Raw genomic sequence first — 22,891 nt, 5'->3', positions numbered from 1 at the left:
GTGCGAGATGCTTGTTGGTGCACTGTGGGAGGGGCTTCAGCCCCGACGGGGTCCGAAGTCGGAAGGTTCATCGCTTCGTTCGTCGCGACTGAAGTCGCTCCCACAGTGGCTTGCGGCTAACTTGCTGGTTGCACTGTGGGAGGAACCTCAGCCCCGACGGTGTCCGAAGCCGGAAGGTTCATTGCTTCGCTCGTCGCGACTGAAGTCGTTCCTACAGAGGCTTGTGGCTAACTTGCTGCGTGCACTGTGGGAGGGACTTCAGTCCCGACGGTGTCCGAAGCCGGAAGGTTCATCGCTTCGTTCGTCGCGACTGAAGTCGCTCCTACAGGGGGGCGGTGCGAGGTGTCTGCTGGGGTGCAGTGTAGGAGGGGCTTCAGCCCCGACGCGGTCCGACGGTGGGGCGCCCCGCCTCAGACGTCCTCGTGGATCCCGCACTCGCGCTTGAGCCCGAAGAAGCGGGTGTCTTCCTCGCGCATGCCCGGCTCCCAGCGGCGGGTGGTGTGGAAGTCGCCGATCGACACGTAGCCTTCCTCCCACAACGGGTGGTAGGGCAGGCCGTGCTGCTGCATGTACTGCCACAGGTCGCGGTCGCTCCAGTCGGCGATCGGGTTGACCTTGTAGCGCTCGCCGCGCTTCTGCACGAACGGGGTCTGCGCGCGGCTGTCGGACTGGCTGCGGCGCAGGCCGGTGAACCAGGTGCCGACCTTCAGTTCGTCCAGCGCGCGGCGCATCGGCTCGACCTTGCGCAGGTTGTTGTACTGCTCGATGCCGACCATGCCCTGTTCCCACAGGCGGCCGTGGCGCGCTTCCATCCAGGCGCGGCTGACCAGCGGCCGGTACACCTTGAGGTTGAGCTTGAGCTTGTCGGTGAGCGCGTCGGCGAAGCGGTAGGTCTCGGCGAACAGGTAGCCGGTGTCGATCAGGATCACCGGGATGCCCGGCAGCGGCTGGGTCAGCAGATGCAGCGTCGCCGCCGATTGCGCGCCGAAGCTCGACGACAGCGCGGCTTCGGCCGGCCCGTGTTCCAGCGCCCAGGCCACGCGCTGCGGCGCGGTCATCGGCGCCAGCAACGCGTTGGCCGCGTCGAGGTCCAGCGCGGCGACCGGCGCGTTGGCGGAGTCGTGGTGGGCGGAGGCGGGCAGGGCGCTCATGCGTGCAGTTCCGAAGGAATGAGGTGGCGGTGGGTGGGATAGGCGGGCAGGTCGACCAGGCCGCTGCGGTGCAGGAAATCGCCGAAGCCTTCGTCGGCCCGGCGTTCGCCGGCGTAGCGCGCGAACAGCGGCTCCAGCGCGGCGAGGATGTCCGGCTCGGTGATGTTTTCCCGGTACAGCGTGTTCAGGCGTTGGCCGCGGTGATCGGCGCCGAGCATCAGGTTGTAGCGGCCGGGCGCCTTGCCGACCAGGGCGATCTCGGCCAGGTACGGCCGCGAGCAGCCGTTCGGGCAGCCGGAGATGCGCAGCAGGATCGGCGCCTCGCGCAGTCCGTGCCGGTCCAGCAGCGGCTCCAGTTTGCCGGCCAAGTCGGGCAGGTAGCGTTCGGCCTCGGCCATCGCCAGGCCGCAGGTCGGCAGCGCCACGCAGGCCATCGCCGCGCGCGCCAGCGCGGTGCGCGCCTGGTTGCCGGTGTCCAGCGCATGCGCGCGCACCAGGGTGTCGACGGCATCGCGCTGCGCGGCGGGAATGCCGGCGATGACCAGGTTCTGGTTCGAGGTCATGCGGAAGTGCGCGCCGTCGCCGTCGCGCTGCAGCAGCGCGGCGATCTCGCGCAGACCGCTGAGGTGGCGCGCGCCGGCGTCGTGGTCGGCGATGCGCCCGGCCGGCAGCGACAGGGTCAGGTGCGCGCGGCCGTCCTCGCCTTCGCTCCAGCCGTAGCGGTCGCCGTTGTGCTCGAACGCGAACGCGCGGGTCGGCTGCAGCGCGACGCCGGCGCGGCGCTGGATCTCGGCGACGACGGTGTCCAGGCCATGGTCGTCGATGGTGTACTTGAAGCGCGCGCGCTTGCGCACGCGGCGGTTGCCGAGATCGCGCTGGGTGGTGACCACCGCGGTGGCGACGTCGAGCAACTGGCTGCGTTCGATGAAGCCGATCACGTTGGCCACGCGCGGATAGGTCTCGGCGTCGCCGTGGCTGGCGCCCATGCCGCCGCCGATGCCGACGTTGTAGCCGGCCAGTGCGCCGTCGGCGCCGAGCACGCCGATGAAGCCCAGGTCGTTGGCGAACACGTCCACGTCGTTGACCGGCGGCAGCGCGAAACCGATCTTGAACTTGCGCGGCAGGTAGGTGTCGCCGTAGATCGGTTCCTGCTCCTGGCCGCTGCCGACCACCTGCTCCTCGTCCAGCCAGATCTCGTAGTAGGCCCGGGTATTGGGCAACAGGTGCTCGGACACGCGCGCGGCATCGGCGTACAGCGTGGCATGCGCGCGCGAGGCCAGCGGGTTGGCCGCGACCTGCACGTTGCGGTTGACGTCGCCGCAGGCGGCCAGGGTGTCGATCAGCGCGGCGTTGATCGCCTGCATCGTCGCCTTCAGCTCGCGCTTGATCACGCCATGGAACTGGAACGCCTGGCGCGTGGTGACGCGCAGCGAGTGGTTGCCGTAGGTGGTGGCGATGGCGTCGAGCTTGCGCCACTGCTCGGGCGTGATCACCCCGCCCGGGGTGCGCGTGCGGATCATGAACTGGTAGGCCGGCTCCAGTTTCTGCCGGCGGCGCTCGTCGCGCAGGTCGCGATCGTCCTGCTGATAGCTGCCGTGGTACTTGATCAGCGTCTGGTCGTCCTCGCGCAGCGCGCCGGTGACCGGATCGGCCAGGCTCTGCAGCAGCGACCCGCGCAGGCGGCGGCTTTCGGCCTTGATGTCTTCGACGGAATGGCTCATGGGCGGGACTGGGGACCGGGGACCGGGGACTCGAAGAACGGAAGTCGGTAACGCCTCAGCGCGCGATCCTGCGCTTTTCCGAGTCCCCGGTCCCCGGTCCCCAGTCCCGCCAGATCAATACACATCGCGCGCATAGCGCCCCTCCCGCTGCAGCGAGGCAAGGTAGGCGGCCGCGTCCTCGGCGCTGCGCCCGCCGTGCTCGGCCACGATCCGCTGCAGCGTGGCGTGCACGTCCTTGCCCATGCCGATCGCGCCGCACACGTACAGGTGCGCGCCATTGCGCAGCCAGTCGTAGACCTCGCGGCCGTGCTCGCGCAGGCGCTGCTGCACGTACACCTTGTCCGGCGCGTTGCCGTCGCGCAGCGGCCGCATGTCGCGTGAGAACGCCAGCTCCAGCCGCTGTAGTTCGCCGCTGCGCAACGCCTGCTGCCACTCGGCCTGGTACAGGAAATCCTGGTTGAAGTGGCGCGCGCCGAAGAACAGCCAGTTGCGGCCGCCGGCGCCGCTTTCGGCGCGTTCCTGGACGAAGCCGCGGAACGGCGCCACGCCGGTGCCGGGTCCGATCATGATGATGTCGCGGCTGGCGTCGGCCGGCACCCGGAAACGTTCGTTGGGTTCGATGTAGACCGGGACGCTGTCGCCTTCGGCCAGAGCCGCCAGATAGCCGCTGGCGGCGCCGCCATGGGCATGGCCGTGCGCCTGGTAGGCCAGCACGTCGACGCTGAGGTGGACTTCGTCGCCGACCCGCTTGCGGCTGGAGGCGATCGAGTACAGGCGCGGGGCCAGGGGCCGCAGCGCGTCCAGCAGCGCGCGGTGGTCCCAATCCGCCGGCCAGCGTCGCAGCACGTCGATCACCTGGTGATCGGCCAGCAACGCCGCCAGACCGGCGGTCTGGGTGGGATCGAGCAGCTGTTCCAGCGCCGGGGCGGCTGCGCGGCGGGCGACCGCGGCCAGGAACGGCCGCGCTGCCCGGGTCAGTTCGCGATGCGCGGCGAGCCACTCGTACAAGGGGAAAGTTTCCGCGCCGACGGTGACGACTGCGTGACCGTCCAGGTGCGTCGCCGCCAGCACCGCCTCGACCAGCACCGGCGGATTGCGGTGGCGGATGCCCAGCGCGTCGCCCGGTTCGTAGTGCAGGCCGCTGCCGGCCAGCGACAGCTCCAGGTGGCGTACGTCCTTGTCGGCGCTGCCGTATGCGGCATAGCGCGGACCCTTGAAGTCGCGGCCGCTGATGCGCTGGTTGGCCAGCACCTCGGCGGCGAACGGGCGCTCGTGGCTCCAGCTGGCGGTGGCGGCGCCGCGCAGCGGGGTCACTGTGGCGGACGGCGCGGCCGGACCCTTCAGCAACGCGCGCGCCAGCGCCAGCGCCTGCGTGCGCCACGGCGCCGCCACCGTGTCGATGTCCAGGTCGGCCTCGCCCAGCGCCAGCACCCGCTGCGCGCCGAGGTCGGCCAGGCGCGCATCGATGCGCTTGCCGATGCCGCAGAAGTCGGCGTAGCTGGAATCGCCCAGGCCGAGCACCGCGTACTTCAGCTCGGGCAGCCTGGGCGCGCGCCGGCCTTGCAGGAACTCGACCAGGCCGATCGCATCGTCCGGCGGATCGCCTTCGCCCTGGGTGCTGATGACCACGTACAGCAGGCGCTCGCTGGCCAGTTCGCGGGTCGGGTAGGCATCGGCGCGCAGCAGGCGCACGCCCAGCCCGGCGGCCTCGGCCGCGGCGGCCACCTGTTCGGCGGCGCGGCAGGCGTTGCCAGTCTGGCTGCCGTAGACCACGCTCAGCCGCGGCGGGCTGTGCTTGGCCGTGACGCCGCCCGGCAGCACTGCCAGCGACGGCGGCGCATGCCCTTGGCCCTGCGCCAGGCCGGCGGCATAGCCGGACAGCCACCACAGGCTGGCCGCATCCAGCCCCTCCACCGCCTTCGCCAGCAGCGCCTTGCGCTCGTCGGGCAAGGGGCTGGGCGGCAACACGGGCGAGGCGGCGGTCATGACCGGTCCAGGTGGGAGGAAGGGATGACCGATGTTAGGGATTGGTTGCGCGGTACAGAAAGGAGCAGGGGTTATCGGCTTATGCCCCCCACTTATTTCTGCGTCTGGCGGGTGCATCACACACTGCCGGCCCCACCGCCCCGAGCGCCGCAGTCGCTGCTACCCTCGGCACGGCCCCCAATCGAGTCTCGCGTTGTCCCCGATGCATTCTTCCGTCCTGTCCCACCTCGACCGGCTCGAGACCGAAAGCATCCACATCCTGCGCGAAGTGGCCGCCGAGTTCCGCAATCCGGTGCTGCTGTATTCGGTCGGCAAGGACAGCTCGGTGCTGCTGCACCTGCTGTTGAAGGCGTTCGCGCCGGCGCCGCCGCCGATCCCGCTGCTGCACGTGGACACGCGCTGGAAGTTCCGCGAGATGATCGCGTTTCGCGACCGCCGTGCCGCCGAGACCGGAGTGGACCTGCGCGTGCACATCAATCCCGACGGCATCGCCCAGGACATCGGCCCGTTCAGCCACGGCGCCACCGTGCACACCGACGTGATGAAGACCCAGGGCCTGAAGCAGGCGCTGGACCAGGGCAGGTTCGACGCGGCGATCGGCGGGGCGCGCCGCGACGAGGAGAAGGCGCGGGCCAAGGAGCGGGTGTTCTCGTTCCGCAACGACAAGCATCGCTGGGATCCGAAGAACCAGCGCCCGGAGCTGTGGAACCTCTACAACGCCCGCGTCCATGCCGGCGAGAGCGTGCGCGTGTTCCCGCTGTCCAACTGGACCGAACTGGACATCTGGCTGTACATCTACCGCGAATCGATTCCGGTGGTGCCGCTGTATTTCGCCGCCGCGCGGCCGGTGGTGGAGCGCGACGGCGCGCTGATCCTGGTCGACGACGCGCGGCTGCCGCTGCGCGAGGGCGAGGGCGAGGTGCCGCAGCTGCGGCAGGTACGCTTCCGCACCCTGGGCTGCTATCCGCTGACCGGGGCGGTCGAATCGCAGGCCGACACGCTGGAGAAGATCATCGCCGAAATGCTGCTGGCCACCTCCTCGGAGCGGCAGGGGCGGGTGATCGACCGGGATCCGGGGGCGTCGATGGAACAGAAGAAATTGGAGGGGTATTTCTGATGGGGATGAAAACGGGACCCGGGACCCGGGACTCGGGACTCGAAAAAGCACCGGAACTCGAGACCCCAGATTCGGCCGTTGGGCGACCGTCTGCGTCAGACGCGGCCCCGCAGTTCGCTGCCTCCTCCGGGTCCCGGGTCCCGGGTTCCGGGTCCCGCAGCGGCAGCGTCGCCGCCTACCTGCAGCAGCACGAACGAAAGCCGTTGCTGCGCTTCATCACCTGCGGCAGCGTCGACGACGGCAAGAGCACCCTGATCGGGCGCCTGCTGTACGACAGCAAGCGCCTGTTCGACGACCAGCTCGCCGCGCTCAGCGCCGACAGCCGGCGCCACGGCACCCGCGGCGCCGAGATCGACTACGCGCTGCTGCTCGACGGCCTGGCCGCCGAGCGCGAGCAGGGCATCACCATCGACGTGGCCTACCGCTACTTCGATACCGACCAGCGCAAGTTCATCGTCGCCGACTGCCCGGGCCACGAGCAGTACACCCGCAACATGGCCACCGGCGCCTCCACCGCCGACGTGGCGGTGGTGCTGGTCGATGCGCGCAAGGGCCTGTTGACCCAGACCCGCCGCCACAGCTACATCGTCTCGCTGCTCGGCATCCGCCACGTGGTGCTGGCGGTCAACAAGATGGATCTGGTCGGGTTCGACCAGGCCGCCTTCGATGCGATCGCCGCCAGCTACCGGACGCTGGCCGCGCAACTGGGCATCGCGCAGGTGCAGTGCATCCCGCTGTCGGCGCTGGACGGCGACAACCTGTCGCAGCGTTCGGCACGCACGCCCTGGTATGGCGGCCTGCCCCTGCTCGAATACCTGGAGCGCCTGGACCTGGCCGCGCGCGATGCCGACAGCGGCCTGCGCCTGCCGGTGCAATGGGTCAATCGCCCGCACCAGCAGTTCCGCGGCTACGCCGGCACGCTCGCGGCCGGCCAGGTGCGCCCGGGCGACGCGGTGGTGGTGCTGCCGTCGGCGCGCCGCTCCACCGTGGCGCGGGTGCTCGACGGCACTGGCGACGTGGCGCAGGCCGTGGCCGGGCAGGCGGTGACGCTGACCCTGGCCGACGAGATCGACATCAGCCGCGGCGACGTGATCGCCGCCGCCGGCGACCCGCCGGAAGTGGCCGACCAGTTCGCCGCGCACCTACTGTGGATGGACGCCGCCGCGCTGCTGCCGGGGCGCCCGTACTGGCTGAAGATCGGCACCCGCACGGTGTCGGCCAGCGTCAGCGAGATCAAGCACCGGGTCGACGTGAACACGCAGGAGCGGCTGGCCGCCAAGCGCCTGGAACTGAACGAGGTCGGCTACTGCAACCTGGCGCTGGACGAGGCGATCGCGTTCGCGCCGTACGCGCGCAACCGCGCGCTCGGCGGCTTCATCCTGATCGACCGGCAGAGCAACGCCACCGTCGCCGCCGGCACCCTCGATTTCGCGCTGCGCCGCGCCGGCAACGTGCACTGGCAGCGCCTGGACGTGGACCGCGCCGCGCGCGCGCGGATCAAGGGCCAGGCGCCGAAGGTACTGTGGTTCACCGGCCTGTCCGGCGCCGGCAAGTCCACCGTGGCCAACCTGGTGGAGAAGCGCCTGCATGCGCTGGGTTACCACACCTTCATCCTCGACGGCGACAACGTGCGCCACGGGCTCAACCGCGATCTCGGCTTCACCGACGAGGACCGGGTCGAGAACATCCGTCGCGTCGCCGAGGTGGCGCGCTTGATGACCGATGCCGGGCTGATCGTGCTGGTCAGCTTCATCTCGCCGTTCCGCGCCGAGCGGCGCATGGCGCGCGAGCGCTTCGCCGAGAGCGATTTCGTCGAGGTGTTCGTCGACGTGCCGCTGCACGTGGCCGAAGCGCGCGACGTCAAGGGGCTGTACGCCAAGGCGCGTGCCGGGCAGATCCCCAACTTCACCGGCATCGATTCGCCGTACGAGGCGCCGGAGCGGCCGGAGCTGCACCTGCGCGCCGACGGCGACAACGCCGAGACGCTGGCGGCGCAGGTGTTGGCCTTGCTTGGATTGCAGCACTGAGCGACGGCGCCGCGCCGGCCTTCGTCGCGCTGCCGCGCAGCGTGTCCATGCCGCCGATGGCGCAGTCCGAATGCGTCGGGTCGGGGGCGGGCGTGGGTTGAGCGCGCTGCTCGGCTTCATCCCGTCGCGCGTCGGTTGCGCGATGGCGCGTATGCGCCGCGCTGGAGCGGGGCAAGCCGGCAGGCATTGGTCGATGAAGGTGCTGCCCGGTCGTGGAGTGCGCGCTGTTGCGCTATCTCGGCGATCTCCCTGGCGTCGTTCGAATCACTCCTGGACGCTGGCGGCCGGCATCGTGCCGGCGGCGTCCGACGGGCGATGGCGCGCTTGACGCCTCGTGCAGACCCAAGCCGAAGAGCACGTTGGCGCTGGGCCATGGCGCGGCGCACGGCTGCGCCTGGCGCGACTTGCCGTCCTCGCGCCGGCGTGTCGCTTCAGGTGCGGCAATGGCGTGTTCGGGCTGGGCGTGGCGACAGGCGTGCGACATGGGGCGCGTCCGATGCAGGCGACGGGATCGCTCTGTCCTGCTCCCATCAAAAGACAGTTCGAAAACGTGTGTGACGGCGACTGCACATTCGCAATTTGTGCCGAATTGTTTCGTTTTTGATTGAATCAATACAATATAGAACATTCAGCTTGCTTCTACCCTATGCCGCATCGGTCATCCGAGCGCGGCACGCTCGAGCACGCACGCCTACGTCACGGCCGGCACTTCGTTCTTAACGTTTTATTGGCACTCCGCTTTGTTGTCGCACGCGCTACGCAATCCCCCACGCTGGACTCCATTGCGTCGTTTATTGGCGTTCCTGTCCGAATGTGCGAAAACGAAAGCCTGCAAACATTTCGGCCGGTGCCGGAAACCGCGTCGCGGTGGCCCGGATATGGCCGGGGGCACTGCGCATCCCTGCAAAAACCCCACAACACCAGGAGAGACGCCATGACCAAAAAGCTTCTGATCCTATCGGGCCTCATCGGCATCGCCGGCTTATCGGCCATGTCCCAGGCGCTGGCCGAGAGCATGGAACACGGCACTGGTGCGCTGCCGCCGAAGACGCGACAGGCGGTGGTCATGCCGCAGGCCACCACCCAGAGCAGTTCCCAGTCCACGCCGCCGGCCAGTTTCGATCTGAGCCAATGGGCCGTGGCGCCCGGCAATCAAGGCAACGTCAACTCGTGCGTGGGTTGGACCATTGGCCACGACATGGCCGGCTGGTATGCCAACTGGAGGAAAAAAAGCGTCGTGCTGTTCGCCCCGATGTATGTCTATTCGCAGATCAATCCGGGCAGGGACCAGGGCGTCGATGCGGGCGCCTATGCGGTGGACGCACTCAACCTCGCGATCGATCAAGGCATCGACACCGCGCAGGATTACAGCCAGGGCGACTTCGACTATATGGATCTGCCCACCAAGGCCGAGCGCAGCAACGCCGCACGCTACAAGTGGCAGTTGTTCAAGGAATACGAGGTGCTGTTCGCCAACGAGAATGGCGGCGGCGGCCCGGATCTGACCGCAGCGTTGAAGCTGGCGATATCGCAATACCGGCCGGTCGCCATTGGAATGGTGTTGCGCCCCGGCTTCAGGAACCTCTCCAGAAGCAACACGATCGATCGCGATACCACCGGCGCGCTCAGTGGCGGGCACGAGGTTCTCGCCGTCGGCTACAACAGCGACGGCCTGATCGTCGAGAATCATTGGGGCCCCAAATGGGGCAGCAACGGCTATGGCGTCGTCGCCTGGAATGTTGTCGAACACGACGTCCTGGAAGCGGTGATCGCCGACTGACGCAAGCCCCGACTGACGCAAGCCGCTGCCGGCGCACCGATGCAAGCGACGGCCGGCATGCAGCGCCGGCCGGTCCCTCAGGTCGCGCCGGGGCGGGCCGCCGGCGCTGGGCGGCCGCGCCTGGGCGGCGGGCCGACCCGGCTCAATGCGCGCCGGGTTGCGCCGGCGTCGGTCGCTGCGGCGCGCAGCGGGCTTGGAGCAACTGCACGAACTGCGCGGCGATCACCGCGCCGGCGAAGTGGCGCTGCACGAACTGGCGACCGGCCTGGCCCATGCGCTGGCGCCGCGGCGCATCGCACATGCGCAGGATCGCATCGCGCCAGGCGGCCACGTCGCCCGGCGGCAGCAGTTCGCCGCTGACGTCCGCATCCAGCGTCTCCACCGCACCGCCGATGCGGCTGGCCAGCACCGGCACTTCGCTGGCCTGCGCTTCCACCGAGACCCGGCCGAAGGTTTCCGGCGCCAGCGAGGGAAACGCCAGCATCGACATCGCATTGTAGTAAGGGGCGGTGTCGTTGACCCAGCCGACGAAGCGATGCCGATCGGCGTTGGCCCCGGCGGCGGCCTGCACCTGCAAGCGCGCCGCATCCGGTCCGTCGCCCAGCCACAGGCAATGCAGGGCCGGCTCGATCGCCATCGCCGCGGACACCGCTTCCAGCAGCGGGAAGATGCCCTTGCCGGCATGCAGGCGGCCGCTGTAGCCGAGCACGATCGCGTCCTCGGGCAGGCCCAGCTCGCTGCGGATCTCGCGGCCGCGCTGCGGGTCCGGGCGCAGGCTGTCCATGTTCACCGGGTTGTACAGCACCTGCACCAGCGCCTCGGGGGTGCCGCGTTGCAGGTAGGCCTGCCGCGCATAGCGCGACACGGCGAAGAAGCGCGATGCCAGGCGCGGGATCGCGTAGCCGGACAGCGCGCGCATCGCCGGCGTGCGGTGGCGGAACAGCGCCACGCGGATGCCGAGCGCGCGCCCGACCAGCAGCAGCGGCCAGTACTCCTTGCCGAAATTGCCGACCAGCCAATCCGGTTTGCGGCGGCGCGCCAGGCGCAGCAGCGGCGCATAGCCGGCCGGATCCAGCGCATTGCGGAAATGCCCGAAATGCACGTCGATGCCGCTGCGGCTCAGCGCGCCGGCGATCAGCCCGCCGCGGCAGGCGATCACCTCCACGCCGTGGCCGGCGCCGCTGAGGGCCTGCGCCAGTGCCACGAAGTGCGTGGCCGCGCCGGTGTTCTCGGGATTGGTGCCGACGAACAGGAAGTTCACGCGCGCCGATCCTCGTAGCCGGTCAGCGCGCGCAGCGCGAACTGCGGCAGCACATGGTGCCGCGCCACATGGATCCGCGGATAGCGCCAGGGATCGGAACCGACCACGGCGCGGCCGCGGCGGGTGCTGGTCGCGGCGACGTAGCCGGCGCCGCGCGTCGCCGCGGCGACGCGCTCGTCCATATCGCCGTACGGATAACAGAACTGGGTGACCGGCTCGCCGAGCAGGTCCTCCAGTTCGCGCTTGCAGCCGCCGGTCTCCTCGTCCAGCGCGGTGTCGCTGCAACTGGTCAGGCGCGGATGCGAGCGGGTATGCGCGCCGATCTCCATGCCGCCGGCGCGCCACTGGCGCAGCTCGGCCAGGGTCATCAGCGGCTTTTCGATGCCGAGTTTCTGCGCGTCCCAGGCGTTGTGGCGGCCGATGCAGCCGCTGACCACGTACACCGTGGCGGTGAACCCCAGCCGTTGCAGCACCGGCAGCGCCGCATGCAGGTTGTCGGCGTAGCCGTCGTCCAGCGTCACCACCGCGATCCGGCCCTGGCGCTCGCCGCGCAGGTAGGGCATGGCGTCGGACATGGAGACGCCGCGGTAACCCAGCCGGCGCAGCAGCCGCATCTGCCGCGCGAAGCGCGCCGGCGCGACGTACAGGCTGCGGTACACCTGCAACTGGCGCGGCGCCGGCGCGATGTTGTGGTACATGAAGATCGGGATGCGTGCCGCGGCGGTGGAACTCTCGGGGGACATCGTGACGGTTCGCTGGTAAGGGCTTCCATACTATCGCACCCGCCCCTTTCGGCTGCCTGTCGCGTCGCCCTCTCCGCCACCGCGCCCGCCTGTCGCCATGGCCGGTGCGGCGGCGGCCTGCGCGCTGCGCCGGTGATGCTGGGCACCCGCCTGCACGAGGGCGGGCGATGTCCGATGCCGCCGGCGCCACGGTGTGGCGCGACCTGCAACTGCACGCCGGCAGCATGCGACTGCGCCGCTGGCGTGATGGCGATCTCGATGCGTTGCTGCGTCATGCCGGCGACGCCCAGGCGGCGCGTGGGTTCAGCACCCGCTTCCCGCATCCCTGTCCCCGCGCCGACGGCGAGGCGTTCCTGGACGGGTGCGCGGTCGACCTACGCCACCCGGTGCTGGCGATCGAGATCGATGGCGAGGCCTGTGGCGGCATCGCGCTGCGCCCGGTGCCGGCCCCGGCGCGCCGCAGCGCCGAGCTCGGCGACTGCTTGGGGCGCGCGCACTGGGTCAAGGGCCATATGCCCCGCATTGTCGCCGCTTACCAGGACTGGGCGGTGCCGGTCCTGGGCCTGCGCCGGGTCGAAACATCGGTGCTGGACAGCAACCTGGCGTCGGCGCGGGTACTGCAGAAGAACGGTTTCGTGGAAGAGGGCATGCGCTGCAGCATGCCGGTACGGCCAGGACAGGTGTACGATCTGTGCCTGTTCGGCCGCCACTGGCCGGTGCCATGAACGCCGTGCCGCCGCCAGTGGTGTGGCGGCGGCACGGCAGGCAGGATCGCTCAGTAGGTGATGGTGGCCGAGGTGGCGGTGGTGTTCACCGAGTAGTTGCATTGCACGTCGAGCCTGGAACTGTCGGCGATCGACTGCCACGGCGGCGACTGCACCCGATTGAAATTGTAGTCGTACACCCCGATCCGGGCGAAGCTGATGCTGCCGTTGGGCGGGTACTGGTCGCAATTGGTCACCGAATACACCTCCAGCGCGCCTCCCACCACCAGGTTCAGATTGCCGGAGGAGGTGGTGCTGAGCCTGACGCTGCGGCCGCTGGTGAGGTTGCGGGTGTCGATGTTCCAGCTCGAGCAGGTGCGGCCGGGCGTGGAGCAGGTGGCGTAGGTGTCGCCCACGATCTGATCGCCGGCCTTGGCCGGGATGAAGTCGCTGTACCACACGGTGTCGTCCTTGCAGCAGTTCCAGCTGCTCAGATCCCAGGTGTTGTTGTTGCCGCGGTAGCCGAGCACCGGTTGCAGGATCACCGGGGTATCGCTCTGCAGCCCCGGGAAGAAGTACACCGTCTGTCCCGAGGCGCTGATCGGGTTCGGCGGTACCGTCCAGCTGGCCACGATGCGGCCGATCGGCGTGCCGGTGTTGTAGCCGGCGGCCTGCACCCAGTCGTGGGTGATCGGCGGCGGCAGCGCGCGCCGGGACTCGGTCGCTGCCAGCGCGGCGCCGCCGCGAACCTGGCGGCCAGCGAGGTCGCGGCCATCCGGCCGTGCCCGCGTGCCGTCGGGGGTGAAGTTGTCCTGCGTGCACACCTGCGCGCGTTCGCGCACGCCGTCGGCGCGCTGCAGGCTGCCGTCGTCGAGCACGCGCGCGCCGCGGCCGAGGTGCTGCACGCAGGCCGGCGGGAAGTAGCCGAACGGGGTCTGTACGTAGTCGCCGGGGACGCCCGCGGGCTTGTGCTCGGTGCGCAGGCTGGCGACCCGGGCGAGGCGGGCATCGGGGGAGTGCTCCTGCGCCAGCGCGGTGTCGGCGCCACCCAGGCCCAGCAGGGAGAGCAGCCACATCAGGGCAACGCGGGCATGGCGGGGTGCTGCCGATGGAGTGGTACGGGAGTCGGAGTTCATGGGAATCGTCTTGTCGTGAGAATGCGAGAGCGTTCTCGGGAAACCGCGTGGCCGCACCGCACCGCACCGCAGCGCGATGCAGGTGCAGGCCGGATCGTGGACGCCGGCTTCCCGTGTGCGAAGTGAGGTGGTGCGGCGGTCGGGCTGTCTCGATAGGAGCCTGTGTGGTGGCCGAAGGAGCGACGACGATGAATCATGTGCAGGCGTCGCGCTTGTAGGATTTCCGCATCGATCGGCGCGAATACGGCATGGTCCGCGGCGATGGTTGAACTGGTTGACGGTCACCATCGGAGCGGCGTTGGGTGTTGCGGGGTGCGCGGTAGACAAGTGCCGGCGTCGGCGCCGCGCGGGCGCGCGTATGCGGTGGCGCGGCACGCCGCTGCCACCTGCTGGCCCCGGATGAGCGAAAATCGGCGCACCGTGCCGACCCGGCATGCGGCCCAAGCGCTTTCAGGAGACCCCATGCGCGATGTCCTTCCTTTTCCGAGCGCTGCCGGCAGGCGGTGCGGTTGCGCCGCGCTCAGGCCGTTGCCGGGCGCGCCGCGATGACCTCGCCCTGGGACAACCGCCCGCGCGGCCCGCGGCCGCCGGTGCAGCCGGCCCGCGCCGCCGCGCCCCGCGCGGCCGACGCCAATCGCGGCGAGCTGCGCCTGTACGGCCTCAACGCGGTGCGCGCCATGCATGCGCGGCGGCCCGAGGCGCTGCGCAAGCTGTACCTGAGCGAGGCGCGGATTCCGGCGCTGCAGCCGCTGCTCAAGTGGTGCGTGGCGCATCGCGTCGGTTACCGGGTGGTGGACGAGGCCGATCTGAACAAGCTGGCCGCCAGCGCGCATCACGAGGGCGTGGTCGCCGACGTGCTGCGCGAGGAACCGCTGTCGCTGGCGGCATGGCGGCAGACGCTGGCGCCCGGTCCGGCGCTGGCGCTATGGCTGGACGGCGTCGGCAATCCGCACAATTTCGGCGCGATCCTGCGCTCCGCCGCGCATTTCGGCGCGGCCGCGGTGCTGCTGCCGGACAGCGCGACGCTGACCCTGTCCGGCGCGGCGGCGCGGGTGGCCGAGGGCGGTGCCGAGGCGCTGCCGCTGGTGCGGCTGCCGGCGACGGCGCAGGCGCTGGTGCAGTTGCGCGGCGCCGGTTTCGCGGTGGCGGCGACGCTGGTGGAGGGGGGCGAGGACGTGTTCGCCGCGGCGTTGCCGCCGCGCCTGGTCTACGTCATGGGCGCCGAGAGCCAAGGCATGGACCGGGCGTTCGCGCAGGCCTGCGAACTGCGGCTGTCGATTCCCGGCAGTGGCGCGGTGGAGAGCCTCAACGTCGCCGCGGCCACCGCGGTGCTGCTGGGCAGCTGGCGCAGCCGCCACCCGGCGCCGGGCGCGTCGCGATGAGGGCGCTGCGGTGCTGCCGACCGGTCGCGGCATCGCTCGCCGGCGGCATGCCGGCGCGTGCGGCCGTCCCGCCGGCGCATCCGACGGTGACCGGGGCCGCGCGCGCGCCCCGGTGCCGCGCCAGTCTGCGCGGCTAGGGCGGGGCCACGTTCCGCGCCGGCGGCGCGCTGGAGACGCGGCTGACCAGGGTGTAGCGCATGACCTGGTGGATGCCGCGGCTGGGCAGGCCGTCGCGGCGCTGGCCGATCTCGGCCAGCAGCAGGGTCGCTGCGGCGCGGCCCATCGCGGTGACCGGCTGGTGGATGGTGGTCAGTTCCGGCCAGATCGTGGTCGCCACCGGCGTGTCGTCGAAGCCGGTGATCGACAGATCCTCGGGCAGGCGCAGGCCGTGGGCGATGGCCATCGCCGCGGCGGCCATGTCGTCGTTGCTGCACAGGATCGCGGTCGGCCGTGGCGCGGCATGCAGCAGCGCGGTCGCGGCGAGCAGGCCGGAGCGGTAGGTGAACAGGCTTTCGGCCACGCGCGCGTGGGCGACCGCCAGGCCGGCCGCGGCCATGGTGTCGAAAAACGCGCGGCTGCGCAGCGCGCTCGGGGTGTGCTTGGGATCGCCGCGGATGAAGCCGATGTCGCGATGGCCGAGTTCGATCAGGTGCCGGGTGATCGCGCAGGCGGCCTGGTAGTCGTCGATGCGCACCGAGCTGACCCCTGTGCATCAGCGTGCCGGTGGCCACGGCGACGACCGGGATGCCGCGCGCGTCCAGTTCCTCGATGGTCTGCCGCCAGTCGCACAGCGGCGGCGGCAGAATCACCCCGTCCACGCCGGCGTCCAGCAGGCGTTGGGCGGCGGTGCGCCTGGCTGCCGATGTCGTCGCTCTTTTCCACCAGCACCTGGCTGCCGTCCAGGCTGCTCTGCTCGAGGATGTCGAGCATGAACTGGTTGAGATAGGCCGCGCTGGGATCGCTGTACAGCACGCCGATCGGTGCGCAGCGAGCGCCGGGCGGGGTTGGGGCGGTAGCCGAGCGCCTTGATCGAGGCCTCGACGCGCCCGCGCCGCGCCCACCCGCGGATGGCGGTTGATCACGCGCGAGGCAGTCATCGGCGACACGCCCGCATGCCGGGCCACATCCAGCAGCGTCACCGCGCTGCCTGCGCGACCTTGCCATTTTGCCATCGTGGGTTCTGGCGCTGCTGCGAAGAAGGAACGCCTGCACGCATCCCCGCGGCGCGCGCCCTCAGCCTACTCCCTGGGCGGTGGCACTGCCTTGGCCTGGCTGCCGAAGCCGCCGTCGGCCTCCGCGGCCAGGTAGGCGAACACCGCGTAGGCGGCGACGTTCTGTGCCAGCGCCTCGGGATCGATCTTGTCCAGGGTATCGTCGGCGGTGTGGTGCAGGTCGAAATAGTCGCTGCCGTCCTGCGCCAGCCAGCCCCAGGCGCCGCCCTTGGCCGCCAGTGGGCCCAGGTCCGGGCCGGGGCCGCCGCGGTCCGGCGCGTAGGCGATGCCGAGCGGCGCCAGCGCCGCGGCGATCTGTGCGGTCGCCTGGCGCGACGCGGCGGCGTCGCCGGAGCCGGTATTGAACGCATAGATGCGGCCGGCGCCGAAGTCGCTCTCGGCGGCGATCTGGTGCAGCGCCACGTCCTCGGCATGCGCCTGCGCGTAGGCCTTGCCGCCGTACAGGCCCTGCTCCTCGTTGGCGAAGGCGATCACGCGGATCGTGCGCTTGGGAGCGCGCTTGAGCTGGCCGATCAGGTGCCCGGCGGCCATGCCGATGCCGACGCCGGCAGCGTCGTCGATCGCGCCGGTGCCCAGGTCCCATGAATCCAGGTGGGCGCCGATCACCACCACTTCCCGGGGCTTTTCGCGCCCGGTGATCTCGCCGATCACGTTGTACGAGGCGGCCTGCCCATCCCAGCCGCAATCCAGCGCCAGGCGCAGGCGTACCGGGCCGCGTGCGACCAGACGCGCCAACTGGTTGGCATCGGGTACCGACAGTGCCGCCGCGGGCACCGGCGTCAGGCCGTCCTCGAAGCGGGTGATGCCGGTATGCGGCACCCGATGCGAATCGGTGCCGGCCGAGCGCATCACGAAGCCGGCCGCGCCCTTGCGGATCGCCTCCGACGGCCCCTTGCTGCGCACCGCACCGGCGTTGCCGTAGTCCTTGCCGTCGCGCGTCCTGGCCATCTGGTAGTCGACGAAGGCGATCTTGTCGCGCAGCGATCCGGCCGGCGCGGCCTGCAGCGCGGCCAGATCGGCGAAGCGCACCACCTCGGCCTCGACCGTGCCGGCCGGACTGCCGCCCAGCGCGGTGACGACCAGCGGCTGCGCGTTCGCGCCAAGCACCTGGGCATGCTCGCTGCGGCGTTCCCATTTCGGGAACGTCACCGGTTCGGTCCACACCTTGTCGAAGCCCAGCGCCTCGAACTTCGCCTTGGCCCAGGCGACCGCGCGCGCATCGGCCTCGCCGCCGGCGATGCGCGGGCCGATCTCGGTGGTCAGCGATTCGACCACCTTCCAGCCGGTGTCGTCGGCCAGGGCCTGCTCGCGCAGCGTGGCGGCGGTGGGCAACGCCGCCTGCGGGATGCGGGTGGCCTCGACCGCGCTGGCGGGCGAGGTGGCGAGCACGGCGGCGATGACGGCGGCAAGACGGCGCATGGAAGACTCCGCGACAGGGGACGCCCAGCATATTGGCGGGGCCCGCAAATGTCTGCGCTTTCCGCGGGACGCGGTCCGCAGGCGCGGCGGCGTCTGGCCGCTGCTGCCTGGTCGCGGCCGATGGCCCCAGGCCAGGCGGCTTTGCGCCCGCGAGCCGGTGCGGATCAGCGCTTCAGCGAATCGCGGATCTCGCGCAGCAGCACCACTTCCTCGCTCGGGGCCTTGGGCGCCGGCGGTTGCCTGCGCGCGATGCGGTTGATCGCCTTGACCAGCATGAAGATGGCGAAGGCCACGATCACGAACTGGATGATGGTATTGAGGAAATCGCCGATGCCGATCGCCACCGCCGGCACCTCCTTGCCCGCCGCGTCCACCGTCGCCGCCTTCAGCGTCCACGCCCAACGCGAGAAATCCACGCCGCCGGCGAGCACGCCGATCGGCGGCATCATGATCTTTTCCACCAGTGCGGTGACGATCTTGCCGAACGCAGCGCCGAGCACCACGCCCACCGCCAAGTCCAGCACATTGCCGCGCATGGCGAATTCCTTGAACTCGCGAACCATGCCCATCAGGAACTCCTCAATCGTTCGCGGACCTATCGCCGCCGCGCAAGAATAGCGCAGACGTATCGGCAGCGGATCGAGCCGCTGCAACCGGTGCGCGCCGCACAGCGGCATCGCCGTTGTCGGCCTGCGGTCCGCGCAACCTGCGGCCGCGCCGGCATCGCTCAGGCGCCGACGATCACGCCATGGCGCTCGGCGACGTTCTCCAGGCGCGCGCTGAAACGATCCCCGGGCCGCAGCGCGGCCACGCCGGCCGGCGTGCCCATGAACACCAAGTCGCCGGCACGCAGCGCGAACAGCTTGGACAGCGCGTGCAGGATCTCCGGCACGTTCCAGATCATCTGGTCGAGCAGCGATTGCTGGCGCACCTGCCCATTGACCTCCAGCGACAGGTTCAACGCCTCCAGCGCGCCGACTTCGCCGGCCGGGATCAGTTCGCTGATCGGCGCGGAATGGTCGAAGCCCTTGGCGATGTCCCACGGCAGGCCCTTGGCCTTGGCCGCGGCCTGCAGATCGCGGCGGGTCAGGTCCAGGCCGACGCCGTAGGCGAGCACCAGCGTGGTGGCCTCCGCGACGCGCAGCACGCCGGCCGGCGCATCCTGGCCGAGCGCCACCACCAGTTCCACTTCGTGGTGCAGGTCCTGGGTCGCGGGCGGGTAGGGGATGGCCTCGTTGCCGATCACCAGCGCATCGGCCGGCTTCATGAAGAACGTCGGCTGGCCGCGTTCGGCTTTCGAGGCGGGGGCGTTGGCGCCCATCTCGCGCGCATGGTCGGCGAAGTTGCGGCCCACGCAGTAGATGCGGCGTACCGGGAACAGGCCCTGCCCGCACACGGGCACGCGCGGAGCTTCGGTAGCGGCGAACAGGTCTTTCATGGCGCACGCATCCAAGAAGAGCAGGATGCAGGACTCCAACGCGTCGGGTTCAACCCAATTCCAGCAGGCGCGCGGGTATCGCTTTGGCCAATCCCCACTCCCGGCCCTACAGCGGCAACGCCGGCTTGCGCACCACGCGGTACTCGCCGTCGACCACATGCTGGCGCGAACTGGGCGGACGCTTGTTGCCACGCTGGCTCAGCAGCTTCACCGCGATGCCGCCGAGGATCATCGCCGCGCCGACGAAGACGCTGACGAACACCAGCCCGGCCAGGATCGCCAGGCCGAGCAGGCCGAACGCCAGCTTCACCAGCGGGTGACGCGGCTTGCGCGGCGCGAAGACGTGGCGAAAATGCTCGAAATTGAAGACGCGTGCATGCATGGCAAAAGTCTGTGTCAGTTGGAACCGGTGCCGCGCAGTATCGGCGCTGTTCCAACCGACAGAGTGAAAATTTCATTAATATTTGAATCGACGCTTTTCCGATCAATGCCTTGCATGTCGCCGCCGGCGCGGTACGGACATGCGACAATGACGGTCCTTTCCGCCTGCCGCCCTCCATGTCCGAGGTTTCCACCGTGTTGGCGCAGTTGGACCAGATCGAGCCCGGCGCGCTCGTCGAAGTCGAGGCGCAGGTGGGCGGCGTCGGCGAATCGCTGCTGCTGTACCGCGACGGCGACGCGGTGCGCGCCTGGTTGAACATATGCCCGCATGCCGGGCGCCGGCTCGACTGGGCGCCTGGGCAATTTCTGAAGAGCCGCGAAGGCCATGTAGTGTGCGCCGCGCATGGCGCCGCCTTCGAACTGCAGCAGGGCGGCTGTGTGTCCGGGCCGTGCCGCGGCGACACGCTGCGCGCAGTGCAGGTGATGGTGCGCGAGGGGCAGGTGCTGCTGGCCTGAGACCGCCTCTTCCAACGCGATGCGCTTCGTGCGCCGCCACCGGCGATGGTGCCTGGAGGGGGCAACGGCCGCGGTTGCATCCGAAGCCGGAAAAGTCCATCGCTGCGTTCGTCGCGACCGTTGGCCCGAGGCCACCTGGAGCCGCTCCGTACGACCGCCGGGAAAACCGGCGTCAGAACGCGCGCCACCAGTCCAGCGACATCAGGTTGACCATCAGCACCACCACCGCGGTATAGATCAGCGACAGCGGCGCGCCGACGCGCCACAGTTCGCGCGGCTGGTAGTTGGCCGGGCCGGTGATCATCGAGATCACCGGATTGGACGCGGTCATCAGGTTGTTCGACGCCGACAGCGCCACGATCAACGCGAACGCGGTGGGATTGCCGCCGGCGGCCAGCGCCAGGTTGACCGCGATCGGCACCATCACGATGGTCGCGCCGACGTGGCTGATCACCAGCGAGAACGCGGTGGTCAACAGCGCCAGCGCGATCTCCAGCGCCCAGACCGGCATGCCTTCGGGCAACCGCGCGATGGTGTGGCCGGCGACCCAGGCCGCTGCGCCGCTGCTGTCCATCGCCCAGCCCAGCGGGATCAGCCCGGCCATCATGAAGATGGTCTTCCAGTTGATCGAGGCGTAGGCCTCGTCCATGCGCAGTACGCCGGTCAGCAGCATGCCGGCCACGCCGGTCATCAGGGTCAGCGCCACCGGCAGCTTGGAGGTCAGCGCGATCAGGATGGTCAGGGCGAAGATGGTCATCGCGATCTTGAACTTGTGCGGGCGGTGCTCGCCCTTCGGATAGTCGGTGACCACCACGAAGTCGCGGCTTTCCGAGGCCTGGGCCAGGTCCTGCCAGATGCTGTGGAACACCAGCATGTCGCCGGCACGCAGGTGCACCTTGCGCACGTCCTCGCGGATCACCTGCTTGTCGCGGTTGATCGCCAGCAGGCTGATCCCGGCCTGCTTGCGCAGGCGCAGCTCGGCCGCGCTCTTGCCGATGAAGCGCGAGGTCGGCGGGATCACCGCCTCGGAGATGCCGGCGCGGCTGGGGTTGAACAGGTCGCCGAGGTTGCGCAGCCGCGAGGACAAGCGCAGGAACTGGTTCTGCGCAAAATCGGCCACCTGCTGCCGCGCGCCCATCACCCCGAGCACGCTGCCGACCCAGATGCGCATGTCCGCCGGCGGCGCCAGGCGGGTGTCGTTGCCGGTCTTCAGCGCCAGCAGCAGCGGCGCGTCGTGCACCGTCTCCGCTTCGCCCAGGGTCATGCCGACCAGCGGGCTGTCCGCGCTGACGATCAGTTCGAACACGTCGCCTTCGATGCCGTAGGTGCGCGCGAAATAGCTCTCGGTGCGTGCCGGGGTGACCCCGTCGTTGATCAGCTGCTCCTCTTCCATCAGCGTCCTGTCGCCACGCACGCGGAAGTAGACCAGCGACGCCAGCAGCAGCGCCACGCCGATCGGCAGCGGCGCGAACATGCGCAGCGGCTCGATCGTGGCCATGCCCGAGGGCAGGTTGTTGTTGGCCGACTGCAGCAGGTCGTTGAGCAGGATCAGCGGCGAGTTGCCGACCATGGTCAGCGCGCCGCCCATCACGATCGCCGCGGCGATCGGCAGCAGCAGGCGCTGCAGAGTCAGTCCGGTGCGCGCGGCCAGGCGCGAGGCCACCGGCAGGTACAGCGCCATCACCGACGGGTTCTGCATGAACGAGGAATTGAGCCCGGCGATGCCGGTGGTCAACAGCATCAGCCGCTCCTCCACGCCGTGCGCGCGGCGCAGCAGCCACGACGCCAGCCGGTTCAGCGCGCCGGTGCGCTCCAGCCCGGCGCCGAGGATGGTGGTGGCGATGATGCTCATCACCGCGTTGCCGGAGAAGCCGCTGAACAGTTCCTCCGGCGCGATCAGGCCGGTCACGCCGAGCACCACCAGCACCACCAGCGCGACCACGTCGGCGCGGATGCGCTCGAACACGAACATCGCCATCGTGAAGCCGACCAGCCCGAGGACCAGCTTCATGTCGGTGGTCAGCGTCAGCGCGATGTCCATGCGGGGCCGGGAATGGGGAATCGGGAATGGAGAATGGCAGAAGCGACGGTCTGACGCAGGCTGGCGCTATGCGGATGCTGGGGGCGGTTGCTGCTCCGATTCCCCATTCCCCACTCCCGATTCCCGGTCGTACAGCAAATCCCAAACGCCATGGCCCAGATTCTGGCCGCGGGTCTCGAAATGGGTCTGCGGGCGCCAGTCCGGGCGCGGCACGTGGCCGCGCGGGCCGGCGCGGTTGACCAGGCCTTCGGCGGCATCGAGCACGTCCCACATCTGCTCGGCGTAGTCGGCCCAGTCGGTGGCGGCATGCAGGCGGCCGCCGGCGCGCAGCTTGCGCACCAGCAGCGCGGCGAACGCCGGCTGCAGCAGGCGGCGCTTGTTGTGGCGCTTCTTGTGCCACGGGTCGGGGAAGTAGATGCGGACCTCGTCGAGCGCGCCGTCGGCGATCTCGTGTTCCAGCACTTCCACAGCGTCGTGGTGGTACAGGCGCACGTGCGCGCTGCCATCGGCGGCCAGCGCGTTCAACACGCGGCCCACGCCGGGCGCGTGCACCTCGATGCCGAGGTAGTCGCGCGCCGGGTCGTGGCGCGCGGCATGGCGCAGCGCCTCGCCGTTGCCGAAGCCGATCTCCAGCACCTTGGGCGCGGCACGGCCGAAGGCAGCGTCGAGATCGCGCGGCTGGCCGGCGTAGTCCAGGCCGAAGCGCGGCCACAGGTCGTCGAACGCGCGCTGCTGGGCGGGTGTGAAGCGGCCCTGGCGCAGCACGAAGCTGCGCACCTGGCGGCGACCGTCCTCGACGGTGAAGGGCTTGGCCGGGGTCTTGGCGCCGGCGCTGGAGAACGGATCGGTCATGCCT

Annotated in this window: 18 protein-coding genes and 1 pseudogene; 6 read left to right on the top strand and 13 right to left on the bottom strand. The window is 70.1% G+C overall.

The window, feature by feature from the left end:
* Positions 1-410 precede the first annotated feature (410 nt).
* The 3 genes from G4Q83_RS10735 to G4Q83_RS10725 form a co-directional block, all read right to left on the bottom strand.
* Positions 411-1,151 carry a phosphoadenylyl-sulfate reductase gene (locus tag G4Q83_RS10735; RefSeq protein WP_128419260.1) on the bottom strand — a complete coding sequence of 247 codons (741 nt, stop codon included), beginning with the start codon at positions 1,149-1,151 and terminating at the stop codon, positions 411-413.
* The gene (cysI, locus tag G4Q83_RS10730; RefSeq protein WP_128419259.1) at positions 1,148-2,872 is read right to left on the bottom strand and encodes an assimilatory sulfite reductase (NADPH) hemoprotein subunit; all 1,725 of its coding nucleotides are present in this window, start codon (positions 2,870-2,872) and stop codon (positions 1,148-1,150) included. Before cysI ends, G4Q83_RS10735 begins: the two co-directional genes overlap by 4 nt.
* A gap of 114 nt (positions 2,873-2,986) precedes the next feature.
* Positions 2,987-4,858 (bottom strand): assimilatory sulfite reductase (NADPH) flavoprotein subunit, encoded by a 1,872-nt coding sequence (locus G4Q83_RS10725; RefSeq protein WP_128419258.1) that lies wholly within the window; start codon positions 4,856-4,858, stop codon positions 2,987-2,989.
* Positions 4,859-5,060: 202 nt separating this feature from the next.
* Here G4Q83_RS10725 and cysD point away from each other — a divergent pair, with 202 nt between their 5' ends.
* The 3 genes from cysD to G4Q83_RS10710 all read left to right on the top strand — a co-directional run bounded on the left by cysD (position 5,061) and on the right by G4Q83_RS10710 (position 9,782).
* A complete protein-coding gene (cysD, locus tag G4Q83_RS10720; protein WP_128419257.1) occupies positions 5,061-5,975 on the top strand; it encodes a sulfate adenylyltransferase subunit CysD in 915 nt (304 codons plus the stop codon).
* A complete protein-coding gene (cysN, locus tag G4Q83_RS10715) occupies positions 5,975-8,002 on the top strand; it encodes a sulfate adenylyltransferase subunit CysN (protein WP_128419256.1) in 2,028 nt (675 codons plus the stop codon). The genes cysD and cysN overlap by 1 nt, the downstream gene beginning before the upstream one ends.
* A gap of 934 nt (positions 8,003-8,936) precedes the next feature.
* Entirely contained in the window at positions 8,937-9,782 is an 846-nt protein-coding gene (locus tag G4Q83_RS10710) for a C1 family peptidase (RefSeq protein ID WP_128419255.1), read from the top strand.
* A gap of 142 nt (positions 9,783-9,924) precedes the next feature.
* Here the strand turns inward: G4Q83_RS10710 and G4Q83_RS10705 are convergent, their stop codons facing one another.
* Positions 9,925-11,043: a glycosyltransferase family 4 protein gene (locus G4Q83_RS10705; RefSeq protein WP_128419254.1), complete on the bottom strand. Its 1,119-nt coding sequence runs from the start codon at positions 11,041-11,043 to the stop codon at positions 9,925-9,927.
* A complete protein-coding gene (locus G4Q83_RS10700; protein WP_128419253.1) occupies positions 11,040-11,786 on the bottom strand; it encodes a polysaccharide deacetylase family protein in 747 nt (248 codons plus the stop codon). The genes G4Q83_RS10705 and G4Q83_RS10700 overlap by 4 nt, the downstream gene beginning before the upstream one ends.
* 167 nt (positions 11,787-11,953) lie before the next feature.
* Here G4Q83_RS10700 and G4Q83_RS10695 point away from each other — a divergent pair, with 167 nt between their 5' ends.
* The gene (locus G4Q83_RS10695; protein WP_128419252.1) at positions 11,954-12,511 is read left to right on the top strand and encodes a GNAT family N-acetyltransferase; all 558 of its coding nucleotides are present in this window, start codon (positions 11,954-11,956) and stop codon (positions 12,509-12,511) included.
* 50 nt (positions 12,512-12,561) lie between these two features.
* Here the strand turns inward: G4Q83_RS10695 and G4Q83_RS10690 are convergent, their stop codons facing one another.
* Positions 12,562-13,566 carry a hypothetical protein gene (locus tag G4Q83_RS10690; RefSeq protein WP_246432353.1) on the bottom strand — a complete coding sequence of 335 codons (1,005 nt, stop codon included), beginning with the start codon at positions 13,564-13,566 and terminating at the stop codon, positions 12,562-12,564.
* A 605-nt stretch (positions 13,567-14,171) separates the two neighbouring features.
* Here G4Q83_RS10690 and G4Q83_RS10685 point away from each other — a divergent pair.
* On the top strand, positions 14,172-15,008 hold the full coding sequence (locus G4Q83_RS10685; protein WP_128419250.1) for a TrmH family RNA methyltransferase: 837 nt from the start codon (positions 14,172-14,174) through the stop codon (positions 15,006-15,008).
* A gap of 133 nt (positions 15,009-15,141) precedes the next feature.
* On the opposite strand, the pseudogene G4Q83_RS10680 reads toward G4Q83_RS10685, so the two are convergent.
* The 5 genes and pseudogenes from G4Q83_RS10680 to G4Q83_RS10660 all read right to left on the bottom strand — a co-directional run bounded on the left by G4Q83_RS10680 (position 15,142) and on the right by G4Q83_RS10660 (position 19,479).
* Positions 15,142-16,180, bottom strand: a pseudogene (locus G4Q83_RS10680) (LacI family DNA-binding transcriptional regulator).
* Between the two features lie 66 nt (positions 16,181-16,246).
* The gene (locus G4Q83_RS10675) at positions 16,247-17,659 is read right to left on the bottom strand and encodes a M28 family peptidase (protein WP_128419249.1); all 1,413 of its coding nucleotides are present in this window, start codon (positions 17,657-17,659) and stop codon (positions 16,247-16,249) included.
* A 164-nt stretch (positions 17,660-17,823) separates the two neighbouring features.
* Positions 17,824-18,228 carry a large-conductance mechanosensitive channel protein MscL gene (gene mscL / locus G4Q83_RS10670; protein WP_128419248.1) on the bottom strand — a complete coding sequence of 135 codons (405 nt, stop codon included), beginning with the start codon at positions 18,226-18,228 and terminating at the stop codon, positions 17,824-17,826.
* A gap of 158 nt (positions 18,229-18,386) precedes the next feature.
* Entirely contained in the window at positions 18,387-19,097 is a 711-nt protein-coding gene (locus tag G4Q83_RS10665; protein WP_128419247.1) for a fumarylacetoacetate hydrolase family protein, read from the bottom strand.
* A 106-nt stretch (positions 19,098-19,203) separates the two neighbouring features.
* A complete protein-coding gene (locus G4Q83_RS10660) occupies positions 19,204-19,479 on the bottom strand; it encodes a hypothetical protein (RefSeq protein WP_128419246.1) in 276 nt (91 codons plus the stop codon).
* Between the two features lie 176 nt (positions 19,480-19,655).
* Here G4Q83_RS10660 and G4Q83_RS10655 point away from each other — a divergent pair, with 176 nt between their 5' ends.
* Positions 19,656-19,994: a Rieske (2Fe-2S) protein gene (locus tag G4Q83_RS10655; RefSeq protein ID WP_128419245.1), complete on the top strand. Its 339-nt coding sequence runs from the start codon at positions 19,656-19,658 to the stop codon at positions 19,992-19,994.
* A 172-nt stretch (positions 19,995-20,166) separates the two neighbouring features.
* On the opposite strand, the gene G4Q83_RS10650 is transcribed toward G4Q83_RS10655, so the two are convergent.
* Positions 20,167-22,035, bottom strand: coding sequence for an SLC13 family permease (locus tag G4Q83_RS10650; RefSeq protein ID WP_128419244.1), 1,869 nt, complete (start codon positions 22,033-22,035; stop codon positions 20,167-20,169).
* 66 nt (positions 22,036-22,101) lie between these two features.
* Complete coding sequence (trmB, locus tag G4Q83_RS10645) at positions 22,102-22,887, bottom strand: tRNA (guanosine(46)-N7)-methyltransferase TrmB (RefSeq protein WP_128419243.1); 786 nt, start codon at positions 22,885-22,887, stop codon at positions 22,102-22,104.
* Between the last annotated feature and the right edge of the window lie 4 nt (positions 22,888-22,891).

Source organism: Xanthomonas theicola, assembly GCF_014236795.1.
Classification (GTDB): domain Bacteria; phylum Pseudomonadota; class Gammaproteobacteria; order Xanthomonadales; family Xanthomonadaceae; genus Xanthomonas_A; species Xanthomonas_A theicola.
This window is presented reverse-complemented; position numbering and strand designations above follow the sequence as displayed.